Source organism: Streptomyces sp. NPDC004609, assembly GCF_042873655.1.
Lineage (GTDB): Bacteria > Actinomycetota > Actinomycetes > Streptomycetales > Streptomycetaceae > Streptomyces.
The window spans coordinates 217,552-241,757 of sequence record NZ_JBIALS010000007.1; the positions used below are offsets into that span (position 1 = coordinate 217,552).

Genomic DNA, 24,206 nt, shown 5'->3' on the forward strand with positions numbered 1-24,206 from the left:
GGGCCACGACGGCGGGACCGCCCGGCTCCACCACCGCGCCGGGGGCGGCCGACGGCGAACCGGCCGAACCCCCTGAGCCGAGTGCGTCGGCCGAGCCGCGTCAACCACGCGAGCCGGGTGAGGCGCGCGAGCCGGCCGAGTCGCATGAGCCGCGCGAGCCGGGTGAGCCGGGTGAGCCACGTCAACCGCATGAGCCGGATGAGCCACGTGAGCCGCGTGTATCGGCTGATCCGCGCGCATCGGGTGATCCGCGTGTGCCCGGTGCGGCGGGTGAGGTGCCCGAGCCGCCCGTGCGGGACGCGGTGGCCGGGTCGGACCGGCCGACCAACCCGTCCGCGCCGGGCGCCTGGAGCCCGGCCGCCGCCGCGGCCCCGCCGTCCGCACCGCCCGGTCCTCCGGCAGCGCCCCCGCGCTCCCGGGCCCCGTGGGAAGCACCCGCCGAGGCCGAACCGCCGGAGCGTCAGACCCCGCCGCCCGTACGGCCTCCCGCGCAGGCACCCCCGCCCGCCTCGCCGCTCGCGCCCGCACCTCCGCCCGTACAACGCCCCGCGCAGGCACCCCCGCAGCCCCCGGGGACCCCCGCGCCTCCGCCCGTACGGCCCCCGGCACCGTCACCCGTCGCGCCCCCGGCGCAGCCGCCCGGGCGGCCCGTGGTGCCGCCGGCCGTCGGGCCCGTCGCGCCTCCGGTGCCGCCCGCCCCCGTGGCCGCGCCCCGCGCCGCCGAAACGCACCCGGGGTACATCGGGGCCGGGCCGCCGACCTACGACGCCGAGCCCACCGCCCTGCCCGTCGCGGACGCGGAGCGGCTGGAGGAGGTGGTCGCGGACACCGTGCTCGACGGGGCCCGGTACGGGGCGTACACGCTCCGGGCTGCCTCGACCCGCGGGGACTCCGCCCGCTACCGCGGCGAGCCGCGCCGGGACGCGCTGCTCACCGCGCGGTTCGGGTCCGGAACCGCCGCGCTGGTGCTGGTGGCCGTGGCGAGCGGGGCGCGGGCGGCCGAGGGTACCCATCTCGCCGCCGCCGACGCCTGCCGGTGGATCGGCGGGGCCGTCGGGCGGAGCCACGCCAGGCTCTCCGAGGACATCAGGGCCGGGCGGCGCGGTGAACTCAAGTCCGGGCTTCACCGCCTGACCGACCGCAGCCTCGGGAAGCTGCGGGCCGCCGCCGCCGAGATGGGGGTGGCGCCGGAGGAGTACACCGCCGGGCTGCGGTGTCTGCTGCTCTCCGCCGACCCCCGGTGCCGTACCCGCGTCTTCTTCGGCGTCGGCCCCGGCGGTCTGTTCCGGCTCAGGGACGGCGCCTGGCAGGACATCGAGCCGGAGGTGCCCCGGCCCGAGTCGGTCGCGGGCGAGCCGGTCGTCGGATACGGCTCGCCCCGGAGCGACGTTCCCTCCGAGACCCCGGACGGCGACCGGCTGACCATGGACCTCGGGATCCCGACACCGCCGACCCCGTACGTGGAGGCCCCGGCGCCGGCGCCCGCCGAGCCCTTCCGCTTCCGGGCCTCCGTCGCGCGCCCCGGTGACACGCTCCTGCTGTGCGGCCCCGGGCTCGCCGAGCCGATGCGCGGTGAGCCGGACCTGGCGGCGGAACTGGCCGGGCGCTGGGCCGGGGGTGAGCCGCCGGGCCTCGCCGGGTTCCTCGCCGATGCCACCCTGCGGGTCAAGGGGTACGCGGACGACCGTACGGCCGTCGCCGTCTGGGAGGCGTGACGGGGCCCGTGAGCACTCCACGGGCCCCCGGCCCACCCTTTGATGCGGGCCGCTGGGCGTAACGGGGAGGCGAAATCGCGCTCGTCGTGAATTGATGGACGTTCAGGCCGTCCATGCCGAGAAAGGGTGCCCAAACCATGGCCAAGCAGAACGTGGCGGAGCAGTTCGTCGACATTCTCGTCCGCGCCGGTGTCCAGCGGCTCTACGGAGTCGTCGGCGACAGTCTCAACCCCGTCGTCGACGCGATCCGCCGCAACTCCGCCATCGACTGGATCCAGGTCAGGCACGAGGAGACCGCCGCGTTCGCGGCCGGCGCCGAGGCGCAGATCACCGGGAAGCTCGCGGCGTGCGCCGGGTCCTGCGGCCCGGGCAACCTCCATCTCATCAACGGGCTCTACGACGCCCACCGCTCCATGGCCCCCGTGCTGGCCCTCGCCTCCCACATCCCCTCCAGCGAGATCGGCCTCGGGTACTTCCAGGAGACCCACCCGGACCAGCTGTTCCGCGAGTGCTCCCACTACAGCGAGCTGATCTCCAATCCGAAGCAGATGCCCCGGCTGCTCCAGACGGCGATCCAGCACGCCATCGGCCGCAGCGGCGTCAGCGTCGTCTCGCTGCCGGGCGACATCGCCGCCCAGCAGGCCCCCGAGAAGGCCGCCGAGCAGGCGCTGGTGACCTCGCGGCCGACCGTACGCCCGGGGGACGCCGAGATCGACAAGCTCGTCCGGATGATCGACGAGGCCGACCGGGTCACCCTCTTCTGCGGCAGTGGTACGGCGGGCGCGCACGCCGAGGTGATGGAGTTCGCCGAGCTGGTGAAGTCCCCGGTGGGGCACGCGCTGCGCGGCAAGGAGTGGATCCAGTACGACAACCCGTACGACGTCGGCATGAGCGGTCTGCTCGGTTACGGCGCCGCCTACGAGGCCACCCACGAGTGCGATCTGCTGATCCTGCTCGGGACGGACTTCCCGTACAACGCCTTCCTGCCCGACGATGTGCAGATCGCCCAGGTCGACATCCGCCCCGAGAACCTGGGCCGCCGCTCCAAGCTGGATCTCGCGGTCTGGGGCGATGTGCGCGAGACCCTGCGCTGTCTGATCCAGCGCGTCCGGGCCAAGACCGACCGCAGGTTCCTCGACAAGATGCTGAAGAAGCACGCCGACGCGCTGGAGGGGGTCGTCAAGGCGTACACCCGCAAGGTGGAGAAGCACGTCCCGATCCACCCCGAGTACGTGGCGTCGGTGCTCGACGAACTCGCCGACGAGGACGCCGTGTTCACCGTCGACACCGGTATGTGCAACGTCTGGGCCGCGCGTTATCTCTCGCCCAACGGCCGCCGCCGGATCATCGGGTCCTTCAGCCACGGCTCGATGGCCAACGCCCTGCCGCAGGCGATCGGCGCGCAGTTCGTCGACCGGGACCGCCAGGTCGTGTCGATGTCCGGCGACGGCGGGTTCTCCATGCTGATGGGCGACTTCCTCACGCTCGTCCAGTACGACCTGCCGGTGAAGGTGGTGCTCTTCAACAACTCCTCGCTGGGCATGGTCGAGCTGGAGATGCTCGTCTCGGGGCTGCCCTCGTACGGGACGACGAACAAGAACCCCGACTTCGCGGCGATCGCGCGGGCGTCCGGCGCGTACGGCGTACGGGTCGAGAAGCCCCGGCAGCTGGCGGGCGCGCTCAAGGAGGCACTCAGGCACAAGGGCCCGGCGCTCGTCGATGTGGTGACCGACCCGAACGCGCTCTCCATCCCGCCGAAGATCAGCGCCGAGATGGTCACCGGGTTCGCGCTCTCCGCCAGCAAGATGGTGCTGGACGGCGGGGTCGGCCGGATGGTGCAGATGGCTCGTTCCAATCTGCGGAACGTTCCCCGGCCCTGAGACACCCGGCTCCGACAATTGGCGTAGACCACATCCGCCCGCTGGGGGAAAAATCCGGTCCCGGAGCGGCTTGACCATTTCGTCATGCGTGGTGTGCCCCGGATAAGGGCAGGGCTCTCCGTGGAAGTGTGCGACACGGAGAGTCGTGACGAAGGGTCCGACGTTAACGGGTGGGGATGATGACAGGGCGTCAGGGAGGGGCCGGGTCCGCCGCAGACGGACACGGCCGGCATGGGGGACAGCCTGGAGGGGCCCGCGGAAGGGAGCGGCTGCACCGGAGCATGGGGTGCGGCGATCTGAAGTCCGTACCGGAAGTGCGGCACGGACTCCGGGAACTACTGGATCACTGGGCCGGCCGGGACACGGCGGACGTGGCCGAACTGCTGGCGAGTGAACTGGTCACCAACGCGCTGATCCACACGGATCACGGCGCGGTGGTCACGGCGACGGTGGCGTCCACGACGCTCCGGGTGGAGGTCCGCGACTTCATGGAGGGACTCCCGGACCGGCCCGCCGTCACCGCGGAGCAGCCGGACACCCTCGACGTCCACGGCCGGGGGCTGGCACTGGTCCAGAGCCTGGCGGACTCCTGGGGCGTACGGACGCAGAGCGCGGGCAAGGTGGTCTGGTTCGAACTCAACAACAGGGCCGCGTAAAGGGTGCCCGGCGGGCAGGGGTTGCCCGCCGCGCCCCGGGGCGGTGAACGGCACAGGGCCGGTCCGGGGAAACCGGACCGGCCCTGTCGGTGAATCGGGGGGCTGGGGTCAGCCGAACTGCTGCTCCAGATCCTTGAGTTTGCGTTCCAGCGAGTCGAGCCGCGGCAGGGTCATCGTGTCGTCCTCGGCGGTGAGGTCGACCATCCGCGGCTCAGCGGACGCCGAGTCCGCGGCCTGGCGGGAGGGCGTGGATCGAAGCGGCAGCTGTCCAGGCTCTATGGCAGGCTCCGCTACGGATTTCGAACCCTCCGTAAGGGCCCCCGCGGAGCCCCCGGACGAGCCCGAACCCGAACCGGAGGCCGACGCGGAGGCGAGCGCGGGGAGTTCCGGCTCGCGCATCACACGGCCCCGGCCCCACGCGCGGTGCTGCCGGTTGAGAGCCCTTATCCGCGCCCGGTCCAGCTTGGCCTGGTCGCGGGAGCGGATGCGGTTCTGCTTCTTCGCCGCCTGGTCCTCGCGGACCTCCTCGACGGCCTCGTCCAGGGTGCGGACACCCTCCAGGAGCATCAGCGACCAGGCGTTGAAGGTCTCACGGGGGGCCCGCAGCCACCGCACCACGCGGATCTGCGGGAGGGGACGCGGTACGAGACCCTGCTCGCGCAGCGCGGCGCGGCGGGTCTGCTTGAGCGCGCGGTCGAAGAGGACCGCGGCCGACAGCGACATGCCCGCGAAGAACTGCGGGGCGCCCGCGTGGCCGAGGCCGCGGGGCGCGTGGACCCAGTTGAACCAGGCGGCGGCACCCGCGAACGTCCACACCAGGAGGCGGGAGCCGAGGGCGGCGTCACCGTGGCTGGCCTCACGGACGGCGAGCACCGAACAGAACATGGCGGCACCGTCGAGGCCGAACGGGACCAGATACTCCCAGCCGCCGGAGAGATTCAGATTCTGCCGGCCGAAGCCGACCAGGCCGTGGAAGGAGAGAGCGGCGGCAACCGCGGCGCAGCAGAAGAGGAGTACGTAGGAGGCCGTGCCGTACAGGGCCTCCTTGCGCCTGCGGCGCTCCTCGCTGCGCTCCCAGGAATCCTCGGGCTCCGCTTTGGCGGGGACCTTCTTGGCGCGCTGGAGCACGGCGATCGCGACCAGGACTCCCACGAGCATCACGCCGCCGGGAAGCAGCCAGGTAAGCGATATGTCTCTCATGTGTTGGCGTCCCTTACATCTGCATCGCGGTAGGGCGTTTCGGCCGCCATAGTGACCGAAGTCCCGGCGATCCCAGGGGGTTTCGTGGCAAGAGAACGCCAATGGGGCCATACGGCATACGGATAGGTGCGTTTCACTCGAACTGCCGTACGGGCAGAGGGAGTTGCGTACGATTTATATCACCCGGAAGGGGGTGCGTGACATCCGCAGTGTGACATTGATCCCCGCGTCGGCGGATCAGACGCCCTGAATCAGTCTTGTCACACGGTCGGTGTCGCACGTACGGGGGCACGTGACGCAAGTGTCGTCGGGCCGCAGTGTATAGAACATGCAGCAACTCGCCCTGTCCCGGGTGGGCAGTTGCTCGCCCGAGGGCCCGGTGAGGACGCGGAAGCCGGGTGTGCCGACGTACGGCTTGGCGGTGCCGGGCAGCAGCAGGTCCAGTTCCGCCATCGCCCGCGGCTCCTCGCCGAGCAACCGGGCGACGTACCAGAGCCCTTCGACGATCTCGTCCGTCGCCATGCCCCACAGCGCCCGCCGCCCGCGCCGCATACGCGGGCCGAAGCCGTCCAGCAGCGGCCCGAGATGACCGGCGACGGCATGCCGCACCTCGTCGCGCAGCGCCTCCTCGTCCGGTACGACACGGGCGCCGGGCAGCCGGGCCGCGGGATCGCCCGGCAGGCAGGCGAAGTCGGTGACGCGGACCGCCATGTGCCCGAGCGTGCGATGGAAGGCGGCGCCGGCCGGCGCCACCCGGGGAACGCGGCGGCGCAGGAACCAGGGGACGGTGATCAGCAGGCAGGCCGGCCAGGCGTAGCGGTGGAGGCCGAAGGTGGCGATCACGTCCGGGCGGGCCCGCTGTCCGTAGTCCCGCTGGATCTGCTCGTCGTCCCAGGCGAGATAGCCGTCCAGGGCGGGCCCGCCCGCCGCCAGTTCGTCCGCGCCCACCCAGCCGTCGCCCGCCGGGGCCTGCTCGCCGGGCTTCAGCTCCCGTATCCGCAGCCCGGAGTAGACCTCGGCGAGACGTGCGTAGGCGTCCTCGACGGCCGAGGACGCGGGAGGCAGCAACGCGGGCAGGGTCATTTCCGGGACCACCGAATCACGATCGTCATCAGGTAAGGCTTACCTTACCCGAAATGGTCGGTGTTTGAACTGAGGTCCGGTCCGCCTATCGTGCACCCTGGGCCCGGGGCCGTACCGGCCGGGCCCGGCACCGGCCGGAGGAGGACCCGAGTGGAACAGGCCCCAGCGCGCGACGCGGCAGCGCCCCCGCCTCCGTACGCACCCGCCCCGCCTCCGTACCCCGCCCGCTCCCACCCGGCCCGGCCGTACGCCGCCGCGCCGCGCACCGGGGCCCGCCCCGGGCCGGGCCGGGACGAGCGCCGCGCGCCCGCCGCCGAGCCGCGCGTGCCGGAGCAGGGGCGCGGCGAGTCCGTACGGACCGTGCGGCCGCCGGACGAGCAGGCCCGGGGCGAGCACACCCACAGCGAGCCGCCCGCCCCGGCAGAGGTGCCCGCCCCGCGCACCGTCCAGCGGCACTCGGTCCGCGGCCAGGTCCTCCAGGCACTGCGCACCGCGCTCGTCGACGGCGAACTGGTGCCCGGCGAGGTCTACTCCGCGCCGGTCCTCGCCGTACGGTTCGGTGTGTCGGCGACCCCCGTGCGGGAGGCCATGCAGCGGCTGACGGCCGAGGGCGCGGTCGAGGTGGTCCCCAACCGGGGCTTCAGGGTCGCCGTGCGATCACCGCGTGAACTCGCCGAACTCGCCGAGGTCCGCGCCCTGATCGAGATCCCGGTCATGCTGCGCCTGGCCCGTACCGTCCCCGCCCGCCGCTGGGCCGAGCTGCGCCCCCTCGCGGAGGCGACGGCCGCCGCGGCGGCGATCGGCGACCGGGCCCGCTACGCGGAGTCGGACCGCGCCTTCCACCGCGCGATGCTCTCCCTGTCGGGCAACGACCAACTGGTCGCGGTCGCCGACGACCTCCACCGGCGCTCCCAGTGGCCCCTGACGGGCGCCCCCGTCACCCGGCGGGCGGAGCTGGTGGCCGACGCGGCCGAGCACCAGGCGCTGCTGGAGGCGCTGGTCGCGCAGGATCTGACGGTCGTACGCGCCCTGATCCGCGAGCACTTCACCGGCTCCGCGGACGCCTGAACCGCCGCGGCCGCCCGGTTCACAGCATCGTGGGCGGCTCCAGGTCGGTCAGCAGCGCCGCCACATGCAGACCGGTCATCAGGTACTGCTCGAAGATCTCGTTGTGCAGCGCCCACGGAGAGCGCCGCTGCCGCACCCGGTCGATCGCGTCCCCCGCGTCGAGCCCCATCTCGATCAGGGTCTGCGCAACCAGCAGACCCGACCGGTTGTACCCGGAGTGGCAGCGCACCAGGACGCTGCGCCCGCCGCGTAAGGCGTCGGCGGTCACCACCGCCAGCTCGCGCACCCGGTCGATCTCCCGCGCGGTCAGCGGATCGTCGGGGATGGGCAGGATCCGGTGCTCGACACCGGCCGGCGGGCCGTGGCCCTGGCGGGTGAACAGGCTGACGACCAGGTCGAACTCGCGGTTCACCACCACGGGCCGCCGGCGCTCGTCGCCGTCGATCCAGACATGGCCGCCCATCCACAGCCGGCCGGTGATCTCGTCCCAGCGCGAACGAGGGTCCGGGACCTCCCCCTCCTTGCGGCGTGTTCTCACCCGCCGTTCACCCCCCTCACTCCCTGTCAGGCCGCGGGCTCCGACGGCTTGGCGGGCCGTGGCGGGACCGTGGTGGCCAGCTTCCCCGCGAGCCATACCGGTACGCCGCCGAGCAGTCGGAAGAGCCGGCCCGCCTCGGCCCGCAGCCGGCCGGCCTCCGGTTCCGGCTCGCAGTCGGCGAGCGCGGCCAGCGCCGGAGCGGCGCCGATCAAGTACCCCAGTTCGACACGGATGCGCAGTGCCTCGGAGAAGCCGTGCCGCGCCTCCGCCAACTCCCCTTCCCGCAGGGCGAGCCCGGCCTGATGGTGCCAGGTGAAGGAGAGCAGGAGTTCATCGCCCTGCGCGCCGGCGCCGTCGTGCGCGCGGCGGTAGGCGGCCCGGGCCGCCTGCGGCGAGTCGGCGATGTGCTCGGCGAGCAGACCCCGGCGGAAGTCCAGCAGCGGGCGCCGCGGCGAGGTGGGCTCCAGCAGGGCCGCGGCCCGGCCGAGCGCCGAGCGGGCCTCGTCGGCCCGGTCGCGCACCCCGAGGATCGTCGCCGCGTACGCCAGTCTGCCGCGCTCGCAGGCCGCGCCGCCGCGCTCCTCGTCGTCCCGGGCGACGGCCTCGGCGGTCCGGAGCGCGTCCTCGGCGTCGGCCCAGCCGTCGGCGGTGAACAGACACCTCTCGACGAGCAGGCCGACCCGCTCCAGAGCCGCGGCGGGATCCGTCGCGTACGGAGCCAGCAGGGCCGCCGCGTCGGTCCAACAGCCGCGTGAGCGCAGCCGCCATACCGCGGTCTGGAGTGGATCGTCACCTGCTGTGGTTCCATAACCAGACATGGCGGTATGCGCCACTATGCCCTCCCCGAGCACGTCCTTGAGCTGTTGAGTATGGGGAATCTCAGCACGGATGGGTGCGCCTGGCCAAGGGGATCAGGTGAATGAATTCACAAAGTTTTCCCCGTCGGCCGGATCGTGATCGGATCCGTTGCGGGCCGAGATCATCGGGATTCGGCGGCGACAGGGGTCTAACCGAGGTGTCCGGCGGGCGTCAACAGGCGGAAACCCGCCATCGCCGGGACGGGTGATCAGGGGTCCCGGAATCCGCGCTCGGGACGCGCTCCGGCGCTCCGGCCTGGGTGTCGTCGCCGCCGGGCGGCCGGGAGGGCCCGGCACGCCTCCGCCGCGTACCTCCGGTAATGGCCCCGCGGGCCGGATTCCGACGGTCCGCGGTCGGGGCCCGCCGGGCGTCCCCGGGCGCGCCTTTCGGTCGGCCCACCGGCTCCGGGCGCGTGGGGAATGGCCGGTTCGCTCCCCTGCCGGTGATTCCGCCGGATCCGTTCGGCGAGGTGGCTCGCCCGGGACGGGCCGTCCCGGACGTACGGATGGGGCGCGAGGGTACGGGCGGGGCGGGCCCGGTCGCGTGGGGGCGGGCGGCGGCGGGCTCGGCCGGGCGGCGGGTCGGCGATCGGCGGACCGTACGGGCGGGGGCCCGGCCGTATGGAACGCGACGCCGTACGGGCGGGGGCGGCCATATGGAACGCGCCGAACGGCGGCCGGGGGCGGGTGCTCAGGCCGTCCGGCCGAGCCGGGCCTCCAGACCGTCGAGCAGATACTCCAGGCCCGTGGTGAAGGCGCCGTCCCAGTCGTCGTCGTAGAGATAGCCGTGGGCCGCCAGGGTCGGATAGCGGTCCCCGGCGGCCCGCAACTGCTCCTGGCCGAGCCGGCGTTCCTCGTCGGTGATGTGCAGGGCGGTCTCGGTCGACGCGGACCCCATCACATGGTTGTAGAGCGCCCAGGTCGCCGCGGAGAGGCCGCTTCCGGTGAATCCTGCGCGGACCAGGGTCGCCTGGAGGATCTCCATCCAGGCGAGGAAGTTCGGTCCGATGGCCGGCCGCCGCCGCGCGGGCACGGCGGCGGCCCACGGGTGCCGCAGCAGCGCGGAGCGCCAGGCGGACAGCACCGCCGTGACGTCCTCGCGCCAGGGGGACGCGTGCCCCGCGTCCGGGGGCGCCTCGCCGAAGATCGCGTCGACGGCGAGGTCGATCACATCGTCCTTCGTGTCGACATGCCAATAGAGCGAGGGAGCGACAACGGCGAGCCGGTCGGCGAGCCGCCGCATGGTGAGCCGCTCGATGCCCTCCTCGTCGAGGAGGGCGACGGCGGCCTCGACGATACGCCCGAGGGTGAGCGGAGGCTCCCCGCGGGAGGTGCGCCGCGGCCTGAGCCAGACACTCCGTACCGCGTCACGTCCGTGCTGGTCACGCTGGTTGTCCGCCCTGCTCATCGCACCTCGTTCGACATCCCGGCCACCGTGACCGGTCGGGCCAGCGTAGTACTGTGTGCGCCGTCCCTAACGTTGTTAGGGACTCCCATACGTTGTTAGACCAGTGGGGGAGTGATGGAGAACAACACGCAGGACCGGGCCCGTCGGGGGCGACGGTCGTGGACGCTGCTCGCGGTGAGCGCGGCCCAACTGCTCGTGGTCCTGGACGGGACGATCGTCAATATCGCCCTGCCGTCCGCGCAGCGGGCGCTCGGCATGTCCGACGCGGGCCGGCACTGGGTGATCACCGCCTATCTGCTGGCCTTCGGCGGACTGCTGCTGATCGGCGGCCGGGTCAGCGGTGCCCTCGGCCACCGCCGCGCCTTCGCCGTCGGCCTGGCCGGGTTCGCCGTGGCGTCCGCGCTGGGCGGGGCGGCCGTGAACCCGGGGATGCTGTTCGGAGCCCGCGCCCTGCAAGGGGTGTTCGCCGCGCTGCTCGCGCCCGCCGGGTTGTCCCTGCTGGCGATCACCTTCACCGAGCCGCGTGAACGCGGCCGGGCCTTCGGGGTGTTCGCGGCGGTCGGAGCCGCCGGGTCGGCCGTCGGCCTGATCGCGGGCGGACTGCTCACCGAGTACGCGAGCTGGCGCTGGTGCCTCTACGTCAATGTGCCCGTCGCGCTGCTGGCGGTGCTCGGCGTGGCACTCGTGCCACGGGACCGCCCGGTCCGCGGCGGGGGACGGCTCGACGTCCCGGGCGCACTGCTCAGCGCGGCGGGCTTCGCGGCCGTGGTCTACGCGTTCAACGAGGCCGAACCGCGCGGCTGGGGTTCACCCGCGGTCCTGGGCCTGCTGGCGGCCGGCGGCCTGCTGCTGGCCGCGTTCGTCGCCGTCGAGATCCGGGCCCCGCATCCGCTGCTGCCCATGCGCGTTCTCCTGGACCGGGTGCGCGCCGGGGCGTTCGTCTCCATCACACTCATGTTCGTCGCGATGTTCGGCTTCTACCTCTTCATGAGCTACTACACCCAGACGGTGCTGGGTTACTCACCCGTCGAGGCGGGCCTCACGCTGATCGTCAACGCCCTGGCGGCCGTCGTCGGATCCCTGTTCATCGCCGGGCGGCTGCTCGGACGCGTACCGCCCGCGGTGCTGGTCGTGCCCGGGCTGCTCGCCGCCGCGGCCGGGGTGTTCGTGGTCACGCGGCTGACGCCGGGCGCCACGGACGTCCTGGTGTTCCGGCTCACCCCCGCGCTCCTGCTGACCGGGCTCGGCCTCGGCTGTGTCATGACCGCGACCGCCGGACTGGCGACCGCGGGGACACGCGGCCACGACATCGGAACGGCGTCCGCGGCCTACAACGCGTCGATGCAGCTCGGGGCCGCGCTCGGCACCGCGCTGTTCAACTCCGTCGCGGCGAGCGCCGCCGCGTCCCGGTCGGCGGGGGCCGCGGCCGTCTCGTCTCGGGAGGCGGCCGTGCACGGCTACACCACCGCGCTGACCGTCGCCCTCGGTGTCCTGCTCGCCGCCGTGTGCGCCGCGGCCCTGCTGACGGCGACCCGCGCCCCGGGGCGGTCCCCCGAGCCGGAGAAGGAGCTGATGCCGCTGCCGTAGATCCGTCCCGTGGACCCGGCCCCGGATCCCGGCGCCGCGTCCGGCCGGGGGCCGGTGTTCGGATCCGGGGTGCGGGTCGGTTCGCCCGGTGGCCCCGGGACCGCGCGGGACCCCCGGGGCAGGGGGACGGACGCCTCCGCCCGGGTCCGCCGTCCGCGAGAGCCGGGACGGTCACCGTCCGGGTGGAGGCCGGGCCCTCCCGGCTCAGGCGGGGCCGGGAAGGTGGAAGGTGGCCTCGCCGGTGATGCGGACGGTCGTTTCGTCGCCCGGAGCCACACCGGCGCCCCCGGTGGTCCGTACCGTCACCGCGCCCACGCCCGTGACATCCACCGTGACCAGCGCGTCGTGGCCGTGGAAGCGGACCTCCGTCACCCGGCCGCGCGCGGAGTCGGTTGCGGCGGGGGCGTCGGCGTAGGTGGGGGAGACCAGACGCAGCTGCTCGGGGCGCAGGACGACCGTGCCGGAGCCCGCCGCCGGGCCCGGGCCGTCCGCGAGCGGGACCGCGCCGAGCGCGGTCACCGCCCGGCCGCCGTCCGCGGTCCCCGCCAGGAGCACCGCCTCGCCCACGAAGGAGGCCACCCAGGGGTCCGCGGGACGCGCGTACAGCTCCTGGGGGGTACCGGACTGGGCGACCCGTCCGTCACGGATGACCGCGACCCGGTCCGCCGACGACAGCGCTTCCTCCTGGTCGTGGGTGACCAGCAGCGCGGTCGCCCCGGCGGCGCGCAGCGCACTCCGGATGTCCGCGCGCAGCCCCGCCCGCAGACCGCTGTCGAGGGCGTTGAACGGCTCGTCGAGCAGGACCAGCGCGGGCCGGGGCGCCAGCGCGCGGGCGAGCGCCACCCGCTGCTGCTGACCGCCCGACAGCTCGTGCGGCATCCGGTCGCCGTAGTCGCCTAGCCCGACGAGTTCCAGCATCTCGGCCGTACGGGACCGCCGTTCGGCCCGCCCCGCGCCGACCAGGCCGAAGGCCACGTTCCGGGCCACGCTCAGATGCGGGAAGAGCGCGCCCTCCTGCGCGACGATGCCGACACCCCGCCGCTCGGGCGGCACATGGACACCCGGTCCGCTCACGGTGCGCCCGCCGACGACGACCTCGCCCGCGTCCGGTGCGACAAAGCCCGCGATGACCCGCAGCAGGGTGGTCTTGCCGCAGCCCGACGGGCCGAGGACGGCCGCGAGTTCACCGTCGGGGACGTCGAGCGCGAGGTCGTCGAGGACCCGGACACCGTGCCCGTACGAGGTGGTCAGCGCACTCACGCGCAGTCCGGCCGTGGCGGTCATGAGCGCCTTCCGAGCAGATAGGAGGGGATCGCGGCGATCAGCACGATGGCCGCCGCGTAGGGCGCGGCACCGGCGAAGGCGCCCGCGCCGGTCTCGGTCCACAGCCGTGTCGCGAGGGTGTCGGTACCGGTCGGCCGGAGCAGCAGCGTCGCCGGCAGCTCCTTCATGATGACCACGAAGGTGAGCGCGGCGCCCGCGCCGATCCCGGGCGCCGCGAGCGGCACCGTGATCTCGCGGACGACCCGCAGCGGGGAGCGTCCGAGGGTGCGGGCCACGTCCTCCAGCACCGGCGGTGCCTGGAGAACCGCCGCGCGGGCCGAGGCCACCGCGACCGGCAGGAACAGCACGACGTACGCGGCGATGAGGAGCGGCAGCTCCTGGTACAGCGGATACGCGTACCGGACCGAGAAGAACACCAGGGCCAGTCCGACGGTGATCCCGGGCACGGCGTGTCCGGCGTACACGGACTGTTCGAGCAGCCCCGCGAGCCGTCCGCGGTACCGCGCGGAGAGCACCCCGACCGGCAGGGCGAGCAGGGTGGTGACGGCCGCTCCGGCGGCGGCGACGGTGACCGTGGCGACGGTGGCGGACCACAGCCGCTCGGGGTCCCAGCCGGAGTTGCCGACGGTGAGCCAGTATCCGAGGGTCGCGAGGGGGAAGGCGACGGCCGCCGCCGCGACCGCGCCGCACCAGGCGAGCGCGGGCGCGGTCCACCGGCCGAGCCGGAGCCGGACGGGCGGGCGCGCGCTGCCCCGGCCGGTGCGGGAGTGCCCCGCGCGGCCCCGGGTGCGGTTCTCCGCCATGACCAGGATCACGGTCATCGCGACCAGCACACAGCCGAGGACCGCGGCCGGGGTCCGGTCGAAGCTGGCCTGGTACGAGGAGTGGACGGCGCGGGTGAAGGTGTCGTACCGCATGATCGACACCGACCCGAAGTCGGAGAGGACGTACAGCGCGACGAGGATCGCGCCGCCCGCCGCCGCGGGCCGCAGCTGCGGCAGGGTGATCCGCAGGAAGGTGCGCAGCGATCCGCTGCCCAGGGAGCGGGCCGCCTCCTCCTGTGCCGGATCGATTCCGCGCAGGGTCGCCGCGACCGGCAGGAAGACGTACGGGAAACAGGCGAAGGTGAGGGTGATCGCCGCGCCGGGCAGCCCCGCCAGCGACGGCGCGGCCGAGATCCAGGTGAAGGCGGCCACATAGCTCGGTACGGCCAGCGGCAGGGTCGCCAGCACCGCCCAGACCCGGCGGCCGGGCAGCGTGGTCCGGACGGTCAGCCAGGCCAGGGAGATACCGATCACCAGGGAGGCGGCGACGACGATCGCGGCCAGTGAGAGGCTGCGGCCGAGCAGTTCCCTCGTGCGCGGCTCGGAGACGATGTCCCAGGCGAAGCCCCAGCCGCGTTCCATGGCGCGTACGCCGAGATAGCCGAGCGGCAGCAGCGCGATCAGCGCCGCCGCCGCAGCGGGGAGTAGCAGGACCAACGGTGGACGGCGCCGCCCGGCCGCCGCGGGGGACGCGGCGGCCGGACGGCGCACGGAGTGTGAACTCTTCATGCTCATACGGAGGGTGTGTCGCTCCCGGTGCTCGCGGGACCGATCAGACCATGCCCGCTTCCTTGAGCATCTCCAGGGTCTTCTGGAGGGACTCCAGCTTCCCGAGGTCGATCTTCGGGGCCTTGAGGGACGCCAGCGGCGGGAGGTCCTTCACGGAGGAGGTGACACCGGCCGCGAGCGGGTACTCCTTCGTCTCCTCGGCGAAGTAGGTCTGGGCCTCGGTGGAGAGCAGGTAGTCGACGGCCTTCTCGGCCGCGGCGCTCTGGCCGCCGTCCTTGAGGACACCGACGCCCGCGACGTTGATCAGCGCGCCCGGGTCGCCGCCCGGCAGGAAGTGGATCTTGGCGGTGAGCTTGTCCGCGCCGACCTCGGCGGCCTTCTCGTACCAGTAGTAGTGGTTGATCAGACCGAGGGAGACCTCGCCCTTGTCCACCGCGTCCAGGACCGCGCCGTTCTTGGCGTACGGCTTGGCGCCGTTGGCCTTGAAGTCCTTGAGCCACTTCAGGGTGGCCTCGTCGCCCTCCAGGACGCGCATACCGGTGACGAACGCCTGGAAGGAGGCGTTGGTGGGCGCGTAGCCGACCTTGCCCTTCCACTCGGGCTTCGTCAGGTCCTTGACGCTGTCGGGGGCCTTCTCGACCTTCTTCGAGTTGTACGCGATGACGCGCGAGCGGCCGGAGACGCCGACCCAGTCGTCCTGGCCGCCGCGGAAGGCGGCGTCCACCTTGTCCAGGGACTTCTGCGGGATCTTCCCGAGCATTCCGGCCTGGGAGAGCGCGCCGAGGGCGCCGGCGTCCTGCGAGAAGAACAGGCCCGCCTTGGTCTTGTCGCCCTCCTCCAGGATCTGGGCGGCGAGCTCGGCGCTGTCGCCGTAGCGGACCTGGACCTTCGTGCCGGTCGCGGTCTCCAGCTTCTTGATGATCGGGGAGATCAGCTCTTCGTTGCGCCCGGAGTAGATGACCAGCTCGTCCGTGCTCTGTGCGGTGCTCTTGGCCTTGGGGTCGCTGTCGTTCTTCTTGTCGTCCGAACCGCCGCAGCCGGCGAGTACGGGAAGGAGCAGCGCGGATATGGCGAGTGCGGTGCCGCGGCGGACGAGCGGACGTCGCATGGGTGCCTCCTGAACAACCCGCGCCGGGCCGGACGGGGAGCCGGCCGTCGGTGCGGGACCAATTTACGGACGTCCCATAAATATGGTGAGCCTTGCCTAACTGTCAATTTCGGGCCAAGCGGTGGTCAACGTAGTGCTCAAGTCGTTATCGACTCATAACGCGTCAGGCCTTGAAAATTCCGTGCGCACCTGCCGTGGAGGCACGTAAAGTCCCGCCCCGTTGCCCGCTCGCCTTCTGATGAACGGAGGAAACCCGCCATGACCATGGAGTCATCGCCGCGAGCAGGGCGCCGGGAATGGATCGGGCTCACCGTTCTCGCACTGCCCACCCTGCTCATTTCCATGGACATGACCGTCCTGCATCTGGCGGTGCCCCGGCTGAGCGCCGATCTCGCCCCCACCTCCGCCGAGTTGCTTTGGATCATGGACATCTACGACTTTCTGATCGCGGGGGCGCTGGTGCCCCTGGGCGCGGCCGGTGACCGCTTCGCCTCAGGCGGCTCCTGCTGATCGGCGCGGCCCTCTTCGGCGCCGCCTCCGTCCTCGCCGCGTACGCCGACAGCGCGCAGACCCTCATCGCGGCACGGGCCCTGCTCGGACTGGCGGGCGCGACCCTGATGCCCTCCACGCTCTCCCTGGTCCGGGTGATGTTCCAGGACGCCGGACAGCGCGGCTTCGCCGTCGCCGTCGTGATGACCGGTTTCTCCGTCGGCACCACGATCGGGCCGCTGTTCGGCGGCGCCCCCTGAGCCGGGAGCGCCGGGGAGTGCCCGGGCCCGCGCGGGTACCCGGGCGGACCCGATCCGGGCCCGCCCTGGCTCCGGAGCGGGTCCGCGACGACCACCCGCCGATCGCGCCGCACGCAGGGACGTGCCCCCGGGACCGGTCCCGGGAGCCGGGCTCAGCGGGCGCCGGGAAGTGCCGTCGGCCGACCCCGGCGCCGGGAAGCCCGTCAGCTCATCCGGAGCGCCAGGAAGAAGTCGAGCTTGTCCTCCAGGCGGGACAGATCGCGGCCGGTGAGCTGCTCGATCCTGCCCACCCGGTACCGCAGGGTGTTCACATGCAGATGCAGCCGGGCGGCGCACCGCGTCCAGGAGCCGTCGCTCGCGAGGAACGCCTCCAGCGTCGGGATCAGCTCCGCGCGGTGACGGCGGTCGTACTCCCGCAGCGGATCGAGGAGCCGCGCGGTGAAGGCGCGGCGGACGTCGTCCGGCACGAACGGCAGCAGCAGGACGTGGGACGCCAGCTCGTGATGGCCCGCCGCGCAGACCCGGCCCGGGCGGGCCGCCGCGACCCGGCGCGCGTGCCGGGCCTCCTCCAGCGCCCCGCGCAGCCCCTCCGCCGAACTGACCGGCGCGCTGACGCCGAGGGTGAGCCGCCCGTCGTCCGCGAGACCGGCCGACAGCGGGTCGCGTACGGCGTCGAGCAGCGCGTCCGCGTGCAGGCCCTCCTCCGTGGCGGGTGTGTCCCCGGTCGGCGGCACGGCGGGCAGCGGTACGAGGGCGATCGCCTCCTCACCCGTGTGGGCGACGGCGATCCGGTCGAAGGAGTCGGTCCCGGGCGCCGCCGGCCGGTCGACGAGGATCTCCTCCAGCAGCGACCGGGCCACCGGCCCGGCCTCGGCCGGCGGACCGCCCCGCCCCCAGTCGACACGGGCGACCACGACCTGCCAGTGCGGCGCGTTGCCCGCGCCCGGCAGCAGGACCGGTGCGGCCACCCGCAGCCGCGCGGCGATCTCGGCGGGCGCGGCGGCCGTCTGGACCAGCTCCAGGACCTCCTGGGCGAGCCTTCTGCGGACGGCGCGGGCGGCGTCGCGCCGGTCGCGTTCCACGGCGATCAGCTGGGTGACGCCCTGGAGGAGGTCGAGCCGGGCCCGGGGCCAGTCGCCCGCGTCGGCCTCGACCGCGAGCAGCCAGTCGGACAGCACGCTCTCGCGCGCATCGGCGGAGGCGGGCCCACCCGCGCGGCCGGTGTTGCGGATCGGGAAGAGGGAGTAGACGGTTCCCTCCACGGTCACCCGGTGCGGCCCCGGCCGTCCGGTGCGGGTGGCGGACAGGTGCTCTCCCGCGAGAGCGGTGCTCACGGACGCGGGCAGTGCTTCACCCGGACCCGCGATCCGGCGGCCGGTGGGGGAGAGCACCCAGGCACGCAGATCCAGATCGGAGCCGAGGAGATCGAGCACGGCCTCGGGGCCGCCGCCGCCCGCGGGGCCCGAGGTCATCAGCCGGCGGTGCCGGTCCACGACGGCCGCCAGATCCCCCGCGCGCTCGCCCGACACCCGGCGTACGACATACTCTGTGATCGTTGCGAAAGCAACGGACTCATGGACGGCGAACAGCGGCAGCCGATGGCGGGAACACGCCGCCACCAGATCCTCCGGGACACTGCCCAGCTCCGCCTCACCCGCGGCCAGGCCGGCGACCTGCGCGCCCGCGAGAATCCGGACGAACGGCTCCGAGTCGTCCGGCGACCGACGCCAGGCGAGGCCCGTCAGCACCAGTTCGCCCCCCGACAGATAGCGGCTCGGGTCCCGCAGATCGGTGGTCATCACTCCGCGCACCCCGCGGTCCAGCTCCTCCTCGCCGCCGAGCAGCCGCAACCCCAGCGCGTCGTCCTCCAGCAGTGCGCGCAGCCGCATCCGTCGCCGCCGATCTGTCTCGTTGTTGCCGGTGGCCGGGGCCACGGTTTCCATGAGGGAACTGCGGTGTTGCCGTTCCCTGCTTTTCGCCGCTTTTTCGTCTGAATCTACAAGACAGGAAAGGAGACCAGCCAACTCCTTCATGGTTTCGGTGACTGCACCGGCTGGCGCACTCCTTGTGTACTGGGCGCACAGAGCGTGAACAGAACATGAACAGGCGCGCGCACGCGGCGCTTGGACCGCCGGTCACCGGCCGGCCGTCCCGGACCCGCCCGCCGCACGGCCTCCGGGCGGCCGGTCCCTCCCCGGACGAGTGAGAAGAGAGCCGTTCATGGACTTCCTCCGCCCCGCCAGCTGGGACGAGGCGCTCGCCGCCAAGGCCGAGCACCCCACCGCGGTGCCCATCGCGGGAGGCACCGACGTCATGGTCGAGATCAACTTCGACCACCGCCGGCCCGAGTACCTCATGGACCTGAACCGCATCGGCGAGCTGAGCGAGTGGGAGGTCGGCGCCCGGACGGTCCGGCTCGGGGCCTCGGTCCCGTACACCGCCGTGATGGAGAACCTGCGGGCCGAGCTGCCGGGACTCGCCCTCGCCTCCCACACCGTGGCCTCCCCCCAGATCCGCAACCGCGGCGGCGTCGGAGGCAACCTCGGCACCGCCTCCCCTGCCGGGGACGCCCACCCCGCGCTGCTGGCCGCGGGCGCCGAGGTCGAGGTCGCGTCCGTGCGCGGCACCCGCCGCATCCCGATCGACGCCTTCTACACGGGGGTGAAACGCAACGCGCTCGCCCCCGACGAGCTGATCAGGGCCGTGCACATCGACAGGGCCGACGGCCCCCAGCAGTACTCCAAAGTGGGTACGCGCAACGCCATGGTGATCGCCGTGTGCGCCTTCGGGCTGGCCCTGCACCCCCGGACCCGTACGGTACGGACGGGCATCGGTTCCGCCGCGCCGACCCCCGTACGGGCGTCGGCGGCCGAGGAGTTTCTCGGCGCGGCGCTCGACGAGGGCGGCTTCTGGGAGAGCCGGAAGATCATCACACCGTCCGTCGCCCGGCAGTTCGCGGTGCTGGCCGCCGCCGCCTGCAACCCCATCGACGACGTCCGGGGCACGGCGGCCTACCGCCGTCACGCGGTCGGGGTCATGGCCCGCCGCACACTGACCTGGACCTGGGAGTCCTACCGCGGCACCGCCCGCGCCACCGAGGGAGCCGCCTGATGCGAGTGACGTTCACGGTCAACGGCCGCCGGCAGGAGGCCGACGATGTGTGGGAGGGCGAGAGCCTGCTGTACGTGCTGCGCGAGCGCATGGGTCTCCCGGGCTCCAAGAACGCCTGCGAGCAGGGCGAGTGCGGCTCCTGCACGGTCCGCCTCGACGGGGTCCTGGTCTGCTCCTGCCTGGTCGCCGCCGGCCAGGCCGAGGGCCGCGAGATCGTGACGGTCGAGGGCCTCGCCGACCATGCCCGCCGGCGCGACCGGGGAAGCGGCGCGCGCTCCGGCGGCACCTCGCTCCAGGACGCCCGCCGGTGGACCGCCGACGGCACCGGTTCCGCCACGGGCGCGGGCAGCGGCCCGCCCACCGGAGACGGCTCACCCACGGGCGGGCGCGGCGGCTCCCGTACGGGTGAGTCCGGCGCGCCGCACCCCGGGGGCTCCCCCGCCGGGGACGGTGGCGGAGCACCCGCGCTCTCGCCGGTCCAGCAGGCGTTCATCGACGCGGGAGCCGTCCAGTGCGGCTTCTGCACCCCGGGCCTCCTGGTCGCCGCCGACGACCTGCTGGAGCGCAACGCCCGGCCGTCCGACGCCGACATCCGGGAGGCACTCTCCGGCAACCTCTGCCGCTGCACCGGCTACGAGAAGATCCTCGACGCGGTCCGGCTGGCGGCCGCACGCCGGGAGGAGTCGCTCTGATGGCCACCACAGGCACCCCCACCGGCCTCGCCCAGGGCTCCCGGACCCGCGGCGGCATCGGCGAGTCCACGCTCCGCCCCGACGCCACCCTGAAGGTCACCGGGGAGTTCGCGTACTCCTCCGACATGTGGCACGAGGACATGCTGTGGGGCCACACGCTCCGCTCCACCGTCGCCCACGCCGAGATCCGGTCCCTCGACATCGCCGAGGCGCTGGCGACCCCGGGCGTGCACGCCGTGCTGACGTACGACGATCTGCCCGCCGACGTGAAGCACTACGGACTGGAGATCCGGGACACGCCCGTCCTCGCCCACGGCAAGGTCCGCCACCACGGCGAGCCGGTCGCCCTCGTCGCCGCCGACCACCCCGAGACCGCGCGCCGCGCCGCGGCGAAGATCCGTGTCGAGTACGCCGAACTGCCGCTGATCACCGACGAGGAGTCCGCCACCGCGCCCGGCGCGGTCCTCGTGCACGAGGGGCGCGACGACCACCACAGCGGCCATGTGCCGCACCCGAACATCCTGCACCGCCAGCCGATCGTCCGCGGCGACGCGGCGAAGGCGGCGGAGCGCGCCGATGTGGTCGTCAGGGGCGAGTACGTCTTCGGCATGCAGGACCAGGCGTTCCTCGGCCCCGAGTCCGGGCTCGCCGTCCCCACGGACGACGGCGGGGTGGAGCTGTATGTGGCCACCCAGTGGCTGCACTCCGACCTCCGCCAGATCGCGCCCGTGCTCGGGCTGCCCGAGGACCGGGTGCGGATGACGCTCTCCGGTGTCGGCGGCGCGTTCGGCGGGCGTGAGGACCTGTCGATGCAGATCCACGCCTGTCTGCTGGCCCTGCGCACCGGCAGGCCCGTCAAGATGGTCTACAACCGGTTCGAGTCCTTCTTCGGCCACGTCCACCGCCACCCCGCCAGACTCACCTACGAGCACGGCGCCACCCGGGACGGCCGCCTCACCCATGTGAGGTGCCGGATCGTGCTGGACGGCGGCGCCTACGCCTCCGCCTCCCCGGCCGTCGTCGGCAACGCCTCCTCGCTGGGCGTGGGGCCGTACGCCGTCGACGACGTCGAGATCGAGGCGATCGCCCTCTACACCAACAACCCGCCCTGCGGCGCGATGCGCGGCTTCGGCGCGGTCCAGGCGTGCTTCGCCTACGAGGCCCAGATGGACCGGCTCGCCGCGGCCCTCGGCATGGACCCGGTGGAGTTCCGGCAGCTCAACGCCATGGAACAGGGCACGATCATGCCGACGGGCCAGCGCGTGGACTCCCCGGCCCCCGTCGCCGAACTGCTCCGCCGGGTCAAGGCCCGTCCGCTGCCGCCCGAGCGCCAGTGGGAGAGCGCGGGCGGCGACGCCGATGTACGCGCCCTGCCGGGCGGTCTGTCCAACACCACCCACGGCGAAGGCGTCGTCCGGGGCGTCGGCTACGCGGTCGGGATCAAGAACGTCGGCTTCTCCGAAGGCTTCGACGACTACTCGACGGCCCGGGTGCGCATGGAGGTCGTCGGCGGGGTGCCCGTCGCGACCGTGCACACGGCGATGGCCGAGGTCGGCCAGGGCGGAGTCACCGTCCACGCCCAGATCGCCCGTACCGAACTGGGCGTCGCCCACGTCACCATCCAGCCCGCCGACACCCGGGTGGGCTCGGCGGGCTCCACCTCCGCGTCCCGGCAGACGTATGTCACGGGCGGCGCGATCAGGAACACCTGTGAGGCGGTGCGCGAGAAGGTCCTCGACCTGGGCCGCCGCCGGTTCGGCTCGTACCATCCGGCGTGGGCCACCGCCGAACTGCTGCTTGAAGGCGGCAAGGTGGTCACCGACGGCGGTGAGGTCCTCGCCGATCTCGCCGATGTGCTGGGGGACGAGGCGGTCGACATCGAGCGGGAGTGGCGGCACCGGCCCACCGAGCCGTTCGACCGGACCACCGGGCAGGGCAACGGCCATGTGCAGTACTCCTTCGCCGCCCACCGCGCGGTCGTGGAGGTCGACACGGAACTGGGACTGGTGAAGGTCGTCGAACTGGCCTGTGCCCAGGACGTCGGCAAGGCCCTCAACCCGCTGTCCGTCGTCGGCCAGATCCAGGGCGGCACCACCCAGGGACTGGGCATCGCCGTCATGGAGGAGATCCTCGTCGACCCCGCGACCGCGAAGGTGCGCAACCCGTCCTTCACGGACTATCTGATCCCCACGATCCTCGACACACCGGCCATCCCCGTCGAGGTGCTCGAACTCGCCGACGACCACGCGCCGTACGGGCTGCGCGGGGTCGGCGAGGCACCCACCCTGTCGTCGACTCCCGCCGTCCTGGCGGCGATCCGCGCCGCGACGGGGCTGGAGCTGAACCGTACGCCGGTGCGGCCGGAGCATCTGACCGGCACCTCCTGAAACACCGATGCCTCCGGCGGGCCCCGCGCCCCCGGACGCGGGGTCCGTACACCCTGAAGGAGAGCGACATGCTGGACATCGCCGACGGGCTCGACCGGTGGGCCGGGCAGGGGCGGTCGTTCGCCGTCGCCACCGTGGTGGCCGTCGGCGGCAGCGCGCCCCGGCAGCCGGGCGCCGCGCTGGCCGTGGACAGTGACGGGGCGGCGATCGGCTCGGTCTCCGGAGGGTGTGTGGAGGGCGCGGTGTACGAGCTGTGCCGCCAGGCGCTCCGGGACGGCCACACCGTGCGGGAGCGCTTCGGATACGACGACGAGGACGCCTTCGCCGCGGGTCTGACCTGCGGGGGAGTGATCGACATCCTGGTGACCCCGGTCCACGCGCCGTCTCCGGGCCCGGACGGCACCCGGGCTCCGGCCGCTGCGCTGCGGGACGTCGTCCTCCTGGCGCTGTCCGCCGCCGTACGGGGGGAGAGCGCCGCGCTGGCCAGGGTGGTGGAGGGACCGGCCGAACTGCTGGGCCGCGCCCTGTTCGTCCGGCCCGGGGGCACGTACGAGGGGACCCTCGGCGGGCGTGCCGCGCTCGACCGCACGGCCGCGGGCGAGGCCGCGGCGCTGCTGGACGCGGGCCGCACGGGACCGGTCGTGATCGGTGCGGACGGCGGCCTGTGCGGCAGCGCGCTGACCCTGCTGGTCGAGTCCAGCGTCCCGCCCCCGCGCATGATCGTCTTCGGTGCCGTCGACTTCGCGTCGGCGCTGGCCGGGGCGGGGAAGTTCCTCGGCCACCACGTCACGGTCTGCGACGCCCGTCCCGTCTTCGCGACCAGGGACCGCTTCCCCGACGCGGACGAGGTCGTCGTCGACTGGCCGCACCGGTATCTGCGGTCCACGCGGGTCGACTCCCGTACCGTCCTGTGCGTCCTCACCCATGACGCCAAGTTCGATGTCCCGCTCCTCGAAGAGGCGCTGCGGCTCCCCGTCGCCTACGTCGGCGCGATGGGCTCCCGCCGTACGCATGAGGACCGCAGTCGGCGGCTGCGGGAGGCGGGGGTCACCGAACGCGAACTGGCGAGGCTCCGCAGCCCCATCGGTCTCGACCTCGGCGCCCGCACCCCCGAGGAGACGGCCCTGTCGATCGCCGCGGAGATCGTCGCCGCCCGGCGCGGCGGCAGCGGTGTCCCCCTGACGGGGGCGCGCACGCCGATCCACCACCGGCGTCCCGAGAGCGGTACGGCCGGTACGGGCCGTCCCGAGAGCGGCACCGCCCGTACCGGCCCGGGAGTCCCGGCTCGGACACCGGACGCAAGGTAGCCAGGGGGTGGCTCGCGGGCCGT

The 24,206-nt window shown here is 73.4% G+C and carries 18 protein-coding genes and 1 pseudogene; 10 read left to right on the forward strand and 9 right to left on the reverse strand.

Going from position 1 to position 24,206, the window contains the following annotated elements:
* The first annotated feature begins 701 nt into the window (after positions 1-701).
* The 3 genes from ACFYT4_RS09935 (at position 702) to ACFYT4_RS09945 (ending at position 4,251) form a co-directional block, all read left to right on the forward strand.
* Positions 702-1,715 (forward strand): protein phosphatase 2C domain-containing protein, encoded by a 1,014-nt coding sequence (locus ACFYT4_RS09935; RefSeq protein ID WP_389267035.1) that lies wholly within the window; start codon positions 702-704, stop codon positions 1,713-1,715.
* Between the two features lie 137 nt (positions 1,716-1,852).
* Positions 1,853-3,595, forward strand: a complete 1,743-nt coding sequence (locus tag ACFYT4_RS09940) for a pyruvate dehydrogenase (RefSeq protein ID WP_389267036.1) — start codon at positions 1,853-1,855, stop codon at positions 3,593-3,595.
* Positions 3,596-3,909: 314 nt separating this feature from the next.
* Complete coding sequence (locus ACFYT4_RS09945) at positions 3,910-4,251, forward strand: ATP-binding protein (protein WP_389267037.1); 342 nt, start codon at positions 3,910-3,912, stop codon at positions 4,249-4,251.
* Between the two features lie 108 nt (positions 4,252-4,359).
* Here ACFYT4_RS09945 and ACFYT4_RS09950 read toward each other — a convergent pair whose 3' ends face one another.
* Together ACFYT4_RS09950 and ACFYT4_RS09955 are read right to left on the reverse strand one after the other, a co-directional pair.
* Positions 4,360-5,451, reverse strand: coding sequence for a DUF2637 domain-containing protein (locus ACFYT4_RS09950; RefSeq protein ID WP_389267038.1), 1,092 nt, complete (start codon positions 5,449-5,451; stop codon positions 4,360-4,362).
* A gap of 237 nt (positions 5,452-5,688) precedes the next feature.
* Positions 5,689-6,534: a (2Fe-2S)-binding protein gene (locus ACFYT4_RS09955; protein ID WP_389267115.1), complete on the reverse strand. Its 846-nt coding sequence runs from the start codon at positions 6,532-6,534 to the stop codon at positions 5,689-5,691.
* Between the two features lie 150 nt (positions 6,535-6,684).
* Here ACFYT4_RS09955 and ACFYT4_RS09960 point away from each other — a divergent pair, with 150 nt between their 5' ends.
* The gene (locus ACFYT4_RS09960) at positions 6,685-7,602 is read left to right on the forward strand and encodes a GntR family transcriptional regulator (RefSeq protein WP_389267039.1); all 918 of its coding nucleotides are present in this window, start codon (positions 6,685-6,687) and stop codon (positions 7,600-7,602) included.
* A gap of 19 nt (positions 7,603-7,621) precedes the next feature.
* Here the strand turns inward: ACFYT4_RS09960 and ACFYT4_RS09965 are convergent, their stop codons facing one another.
* The 3 genes from ACFYT4_RS09965 to ACFYT4_RS09975 form a co-directional block, all read right to left on the reverse strand.
* Complete coding sequence (locus ACFYT4_RS09965; protein ID WP_389267040.1) at positions 7,622-8,140, reverse strand: protein phosphatase; 519 nt, start codon at positions 8,138-8,140, stop codon at positions 7,622-7,624.
* Positions 8,141-8,166: 26 nt separating this feature from the next.
* Positions 8,167-8,958, reverse strand: a complete 792-nt coding sequence (locus ACFYT4_RS09970; RefSeq protein WP_389267041.1) for a hypothetical protein — start codon at positions 8,956-8,958, stop codon at positions 8,167-8,169.
* Positions 8,959-9,688: 730 nt separating this feature from the next.
* On the reverse strand, positions 9,689-10,405 hold the full coding sequence (locus ACFYT4_RS09975; RefSeq protein WP_389267042.1) for a TetR/AcrR family transcriptional regulator C-terminal domain-containing protein: 717 nt from the start codon (positions 10,403-10,405) through the stop codon (positions 9,689-9,691).
* A gap of 114 nt (positions 10,406-10,519) precedes the next feature.
* Here ACFYT4_RS09975 and ACFYT4_RS09980 point away from each other — a divergent pair, with 114 nt between their 5' ends.
* Complete coding sequence (locus ACFYT4_RS09980; RefSeq protein WP_389267043.1) at positions 10,520-11,992, forward strand: MFS transporter; 1,473 nt, start codon at positions 10,520-10,522, stop codon at positions 11,990-11,992.
* 204 nt (positions 11,993-12,196) lie between these two features.
* On the opposite strand, the gene ACFYT4_RS09985 is transcribed toward ACFYT4_RS09980, so the two are convergent.
* From ACFYT4_RS09985 to ACFYT4_RS09995, 3 genes are read right to left on the reverse strand one after another with little or no spacing between them, the layout of a single operon-like run.
* Positions 12,197-13,276: an ABC transporter ATP-binding protein gene (locus ACFYT4_RS09985; RefSeq protein WP_389267044.1), complete on the reverse strand. Its 1,080-nt coding sequence runs from the start codon at positions 13,274-13,276 to the stop codon at positions 12,197-12,199.
* Complete coding sequence (locus ACFYT4_RS09990; protein ID WP_389267045.1) at positions 13,273-14,829, reverse strand: ABC transporter permease; 1,557 nt, start codon at positions 14,827-14,829, stop codon at positions 13,273-13,275. The genes ACFYT4_RS09985 and ACFYT4_RS09990 overlap by 4 nt, the downstream gene beginning before the upstream one ends.
* Before the next feature lie 43 nt (positions 14,830-14,872).
* Complete coding sequence (locus ACFYT4_RS09995; protein WP_389267046.1) at positions 14,873-15,937, reverse strand: iron ABC transporter substrate-binding protein; 1,065 nt, start codon at positions 15,935-15,937, stop codon at positions 14,873-14,875.
* A gap of 258 nt (positions 15,938-16,195) precedes the next feature.
* On the opposite strand from ACFYT4_RS09995, the pseudogene ACFYT4_RS10000 reads away from it, so the two are divergent.
* A pseudogene (locus ACFYT4_RS10000) lies at positions 16,196-16,677 on the forward strand (MFS transporter); the annotation flags it as partial.
* Positions 16,678-16,889: 212 nt separating this feature from the next.
* Here the strand turns inward: ACFYT4_RS10000 and ACFYT4_RS10005 are convergent.
* Entirely contained in the window at positions 16,890-18,575 is a 1,686-nt protein-coding gene (locus tag ACFYT4_RS10005) for a PucR family transcriptional regulator (RefSeq protein ID WP_389267116.1), read from the reverse strand.
* 331 nt (positions 18,576-18,906) lie between these two features.
* Here ACFYT4_RS10005 and ACFYT4_RS10010 point away from each other — a divergent pair, with 331 nt between their 5' ends.
* From ACFYT4_RS10010 to ACFYT4_RS10025, 4 genes are all read left to right on the forward strand, one after another.
* The gene (locus ACFYT4_RS10010) at positions 18,907-19,797 is read left to right on the forward strand and encodes an FAD binding domain-containing protein (RefSeq protein WP_389267047.1); all 891 of its coding nucleotides are present in this window, start codon (positions 18,907-18,909) and stop codon (positions 19,795-19,797) included.
* On the forward strand, positions 19,797-20,489 hold the full coding sequence (locus ACFYT4_RS10015; protein ID WP_389267048.1) for a (2Fe-2S)-binding protein: 693 nt from the start codon (positions 19,797-19,799) through the stop codon (positions 20,487-20,489). The genes ACFYT4_RS10010 and ACFYT4_RS10015 overlap by 1 nt, the downstream gene beginning before the upstream one ends.
* The gene (locus ACFYT4_RS10020; RefSeq protein WP_389267049.1) at positions 20,489-22,876 is read left to right on the forward strand and encodes a xanthine dehydrogenase family protein molybdopterin-binding subunit; all 2,388 of its coding nucleotides are present in this window, start codon (positions 20,489-20,491) and stop codon (positions 22,874-22,876) included. The genes ACFYT4_RS10015 and ACFYT4_RS10020 overlap by 1 nt, the downstream gene beginning before the upstream one ends.
* A gap of 68 nt (positions 22,877-22,944) precedes the next feature.
* Positions 22,945-24,183, forward strand: a complete 1,239-nt coding sequence (locus tag ACFYT4_RS10025) for an XdhC family protein (RefSeq protein ID WP_389267050.1) — start codon at positions 22,945-22,947, stop codon at positions 24,181-24,183.
* Positions 24,184-24,206 lie beyond the last annotated feature (23 nt).

Excerpts from the sequence above, each read along its gene's own strand:
- ACFYT4_RS10010 (WP_389267047.1), top strand. The coding sequence starts at position 18,907 with ATGGACTTCCTCCGCCCCGCCAGCTGGGACGAGGCGCTCGCCGCCAAG.
- ACFYT4_RS10005 (WP_389267116.1), bottom strand. The coding sequence starts at position 18,575 with ATGCGGCTGCGCGCACTGCTGGAGGACGACGCGCTGGGGTTGCGGCTG.
- ACFYT4_RS09980 (WP_389267043.1), top strand. The coding sequence starts at position 10,520 with ATGGAGAACAACACGCAGGACCGGGCCCGTCGGGGGCGACGGTCGTGG.
- ACFYT4_RS09940 (WP_389267036.1), top strand. The coding sequence starts at position 1,853 with ATGGCCAAGCAGAACGTGGCGGAGCAGTTCGTCGACATTCTCGTCCGC.
- ACFYT4_RS10015 (WP_389267048.1), top strand. The coding sequence starts at position 19,797 with ATGCGAGTGACGTTCACGGTCAACGGCCGCCGGCAGGAGGCCGACGAT.
- ACFYT4_RS09975 (WP_389267042.1), bottom strand. The coding sequence starts at position 10,405 with ATGAGCAGGGCGGACAACCAGCGTGACCAGCACGGACGTGACGCGGTA.
- ACFYT4_RS09955 (WP_389267115.1), bottom strand. The coding sequence starts at position 6,534 with ATGACCCTGCCCGCGTTGCTGCCTCCCGCGTCCTCGGCCGTCGAGGAC.
- ACFYT4_RS09995 (WP_389267046.1), bottom strand. The coding sequence starts at position 15,937 with ATGCGACGTCCGCTCGTCCGCCGCGGCACCGCACTCGCCATATCCGCG.
- ACFYT4_RS09985 (WP_389267044.1), bottom strand. The coding sequence starts at position 13,276 with ATGACCGCCACGGCCGGACTGCGCGTGAGTGCGCTGACCACCTCGTAC.
- ACFYT4_RS10025 (WP_389267050.1), top strand. The coding sequence starts at position 22,945 with ATGCTGGACATCGCCGACGGGCTCGACCGGTGGGCCGGGCAGGGGCGG.
- ACFYT4_RS10020 (WP_389267049.1), top strand. The coding sequence starts at position 20,489 with ATGGCCACCACAGGCACCCCCACCGGCCTCGCCCAGGGCTCCCGGACC.
- ACFYT4_RS09970 (WP_389267041.1), bottom strand. The coding sequence starts at position 8,958 with ATGTCTGGTTATGGAACCACAGCAGGTGACGATCCACTCCAGACCGCG.
- ACFYT4_RS09950 (WP_389267038.1), bottom strand. The coding sequence starts at position 5,451 with ATGAGAGACATATCGCTTACCTGGCTGCTTCCCGGCGGCGTGATGCTC.
- ACFYT4_RS09990 (WP_389267045.1), bottom strand. The coding sequence starts at position 14,829 with ATGAAGAGTTCACACTCCGTGCGCCGTCCGGCCGCCGCGTCCCCCGCG.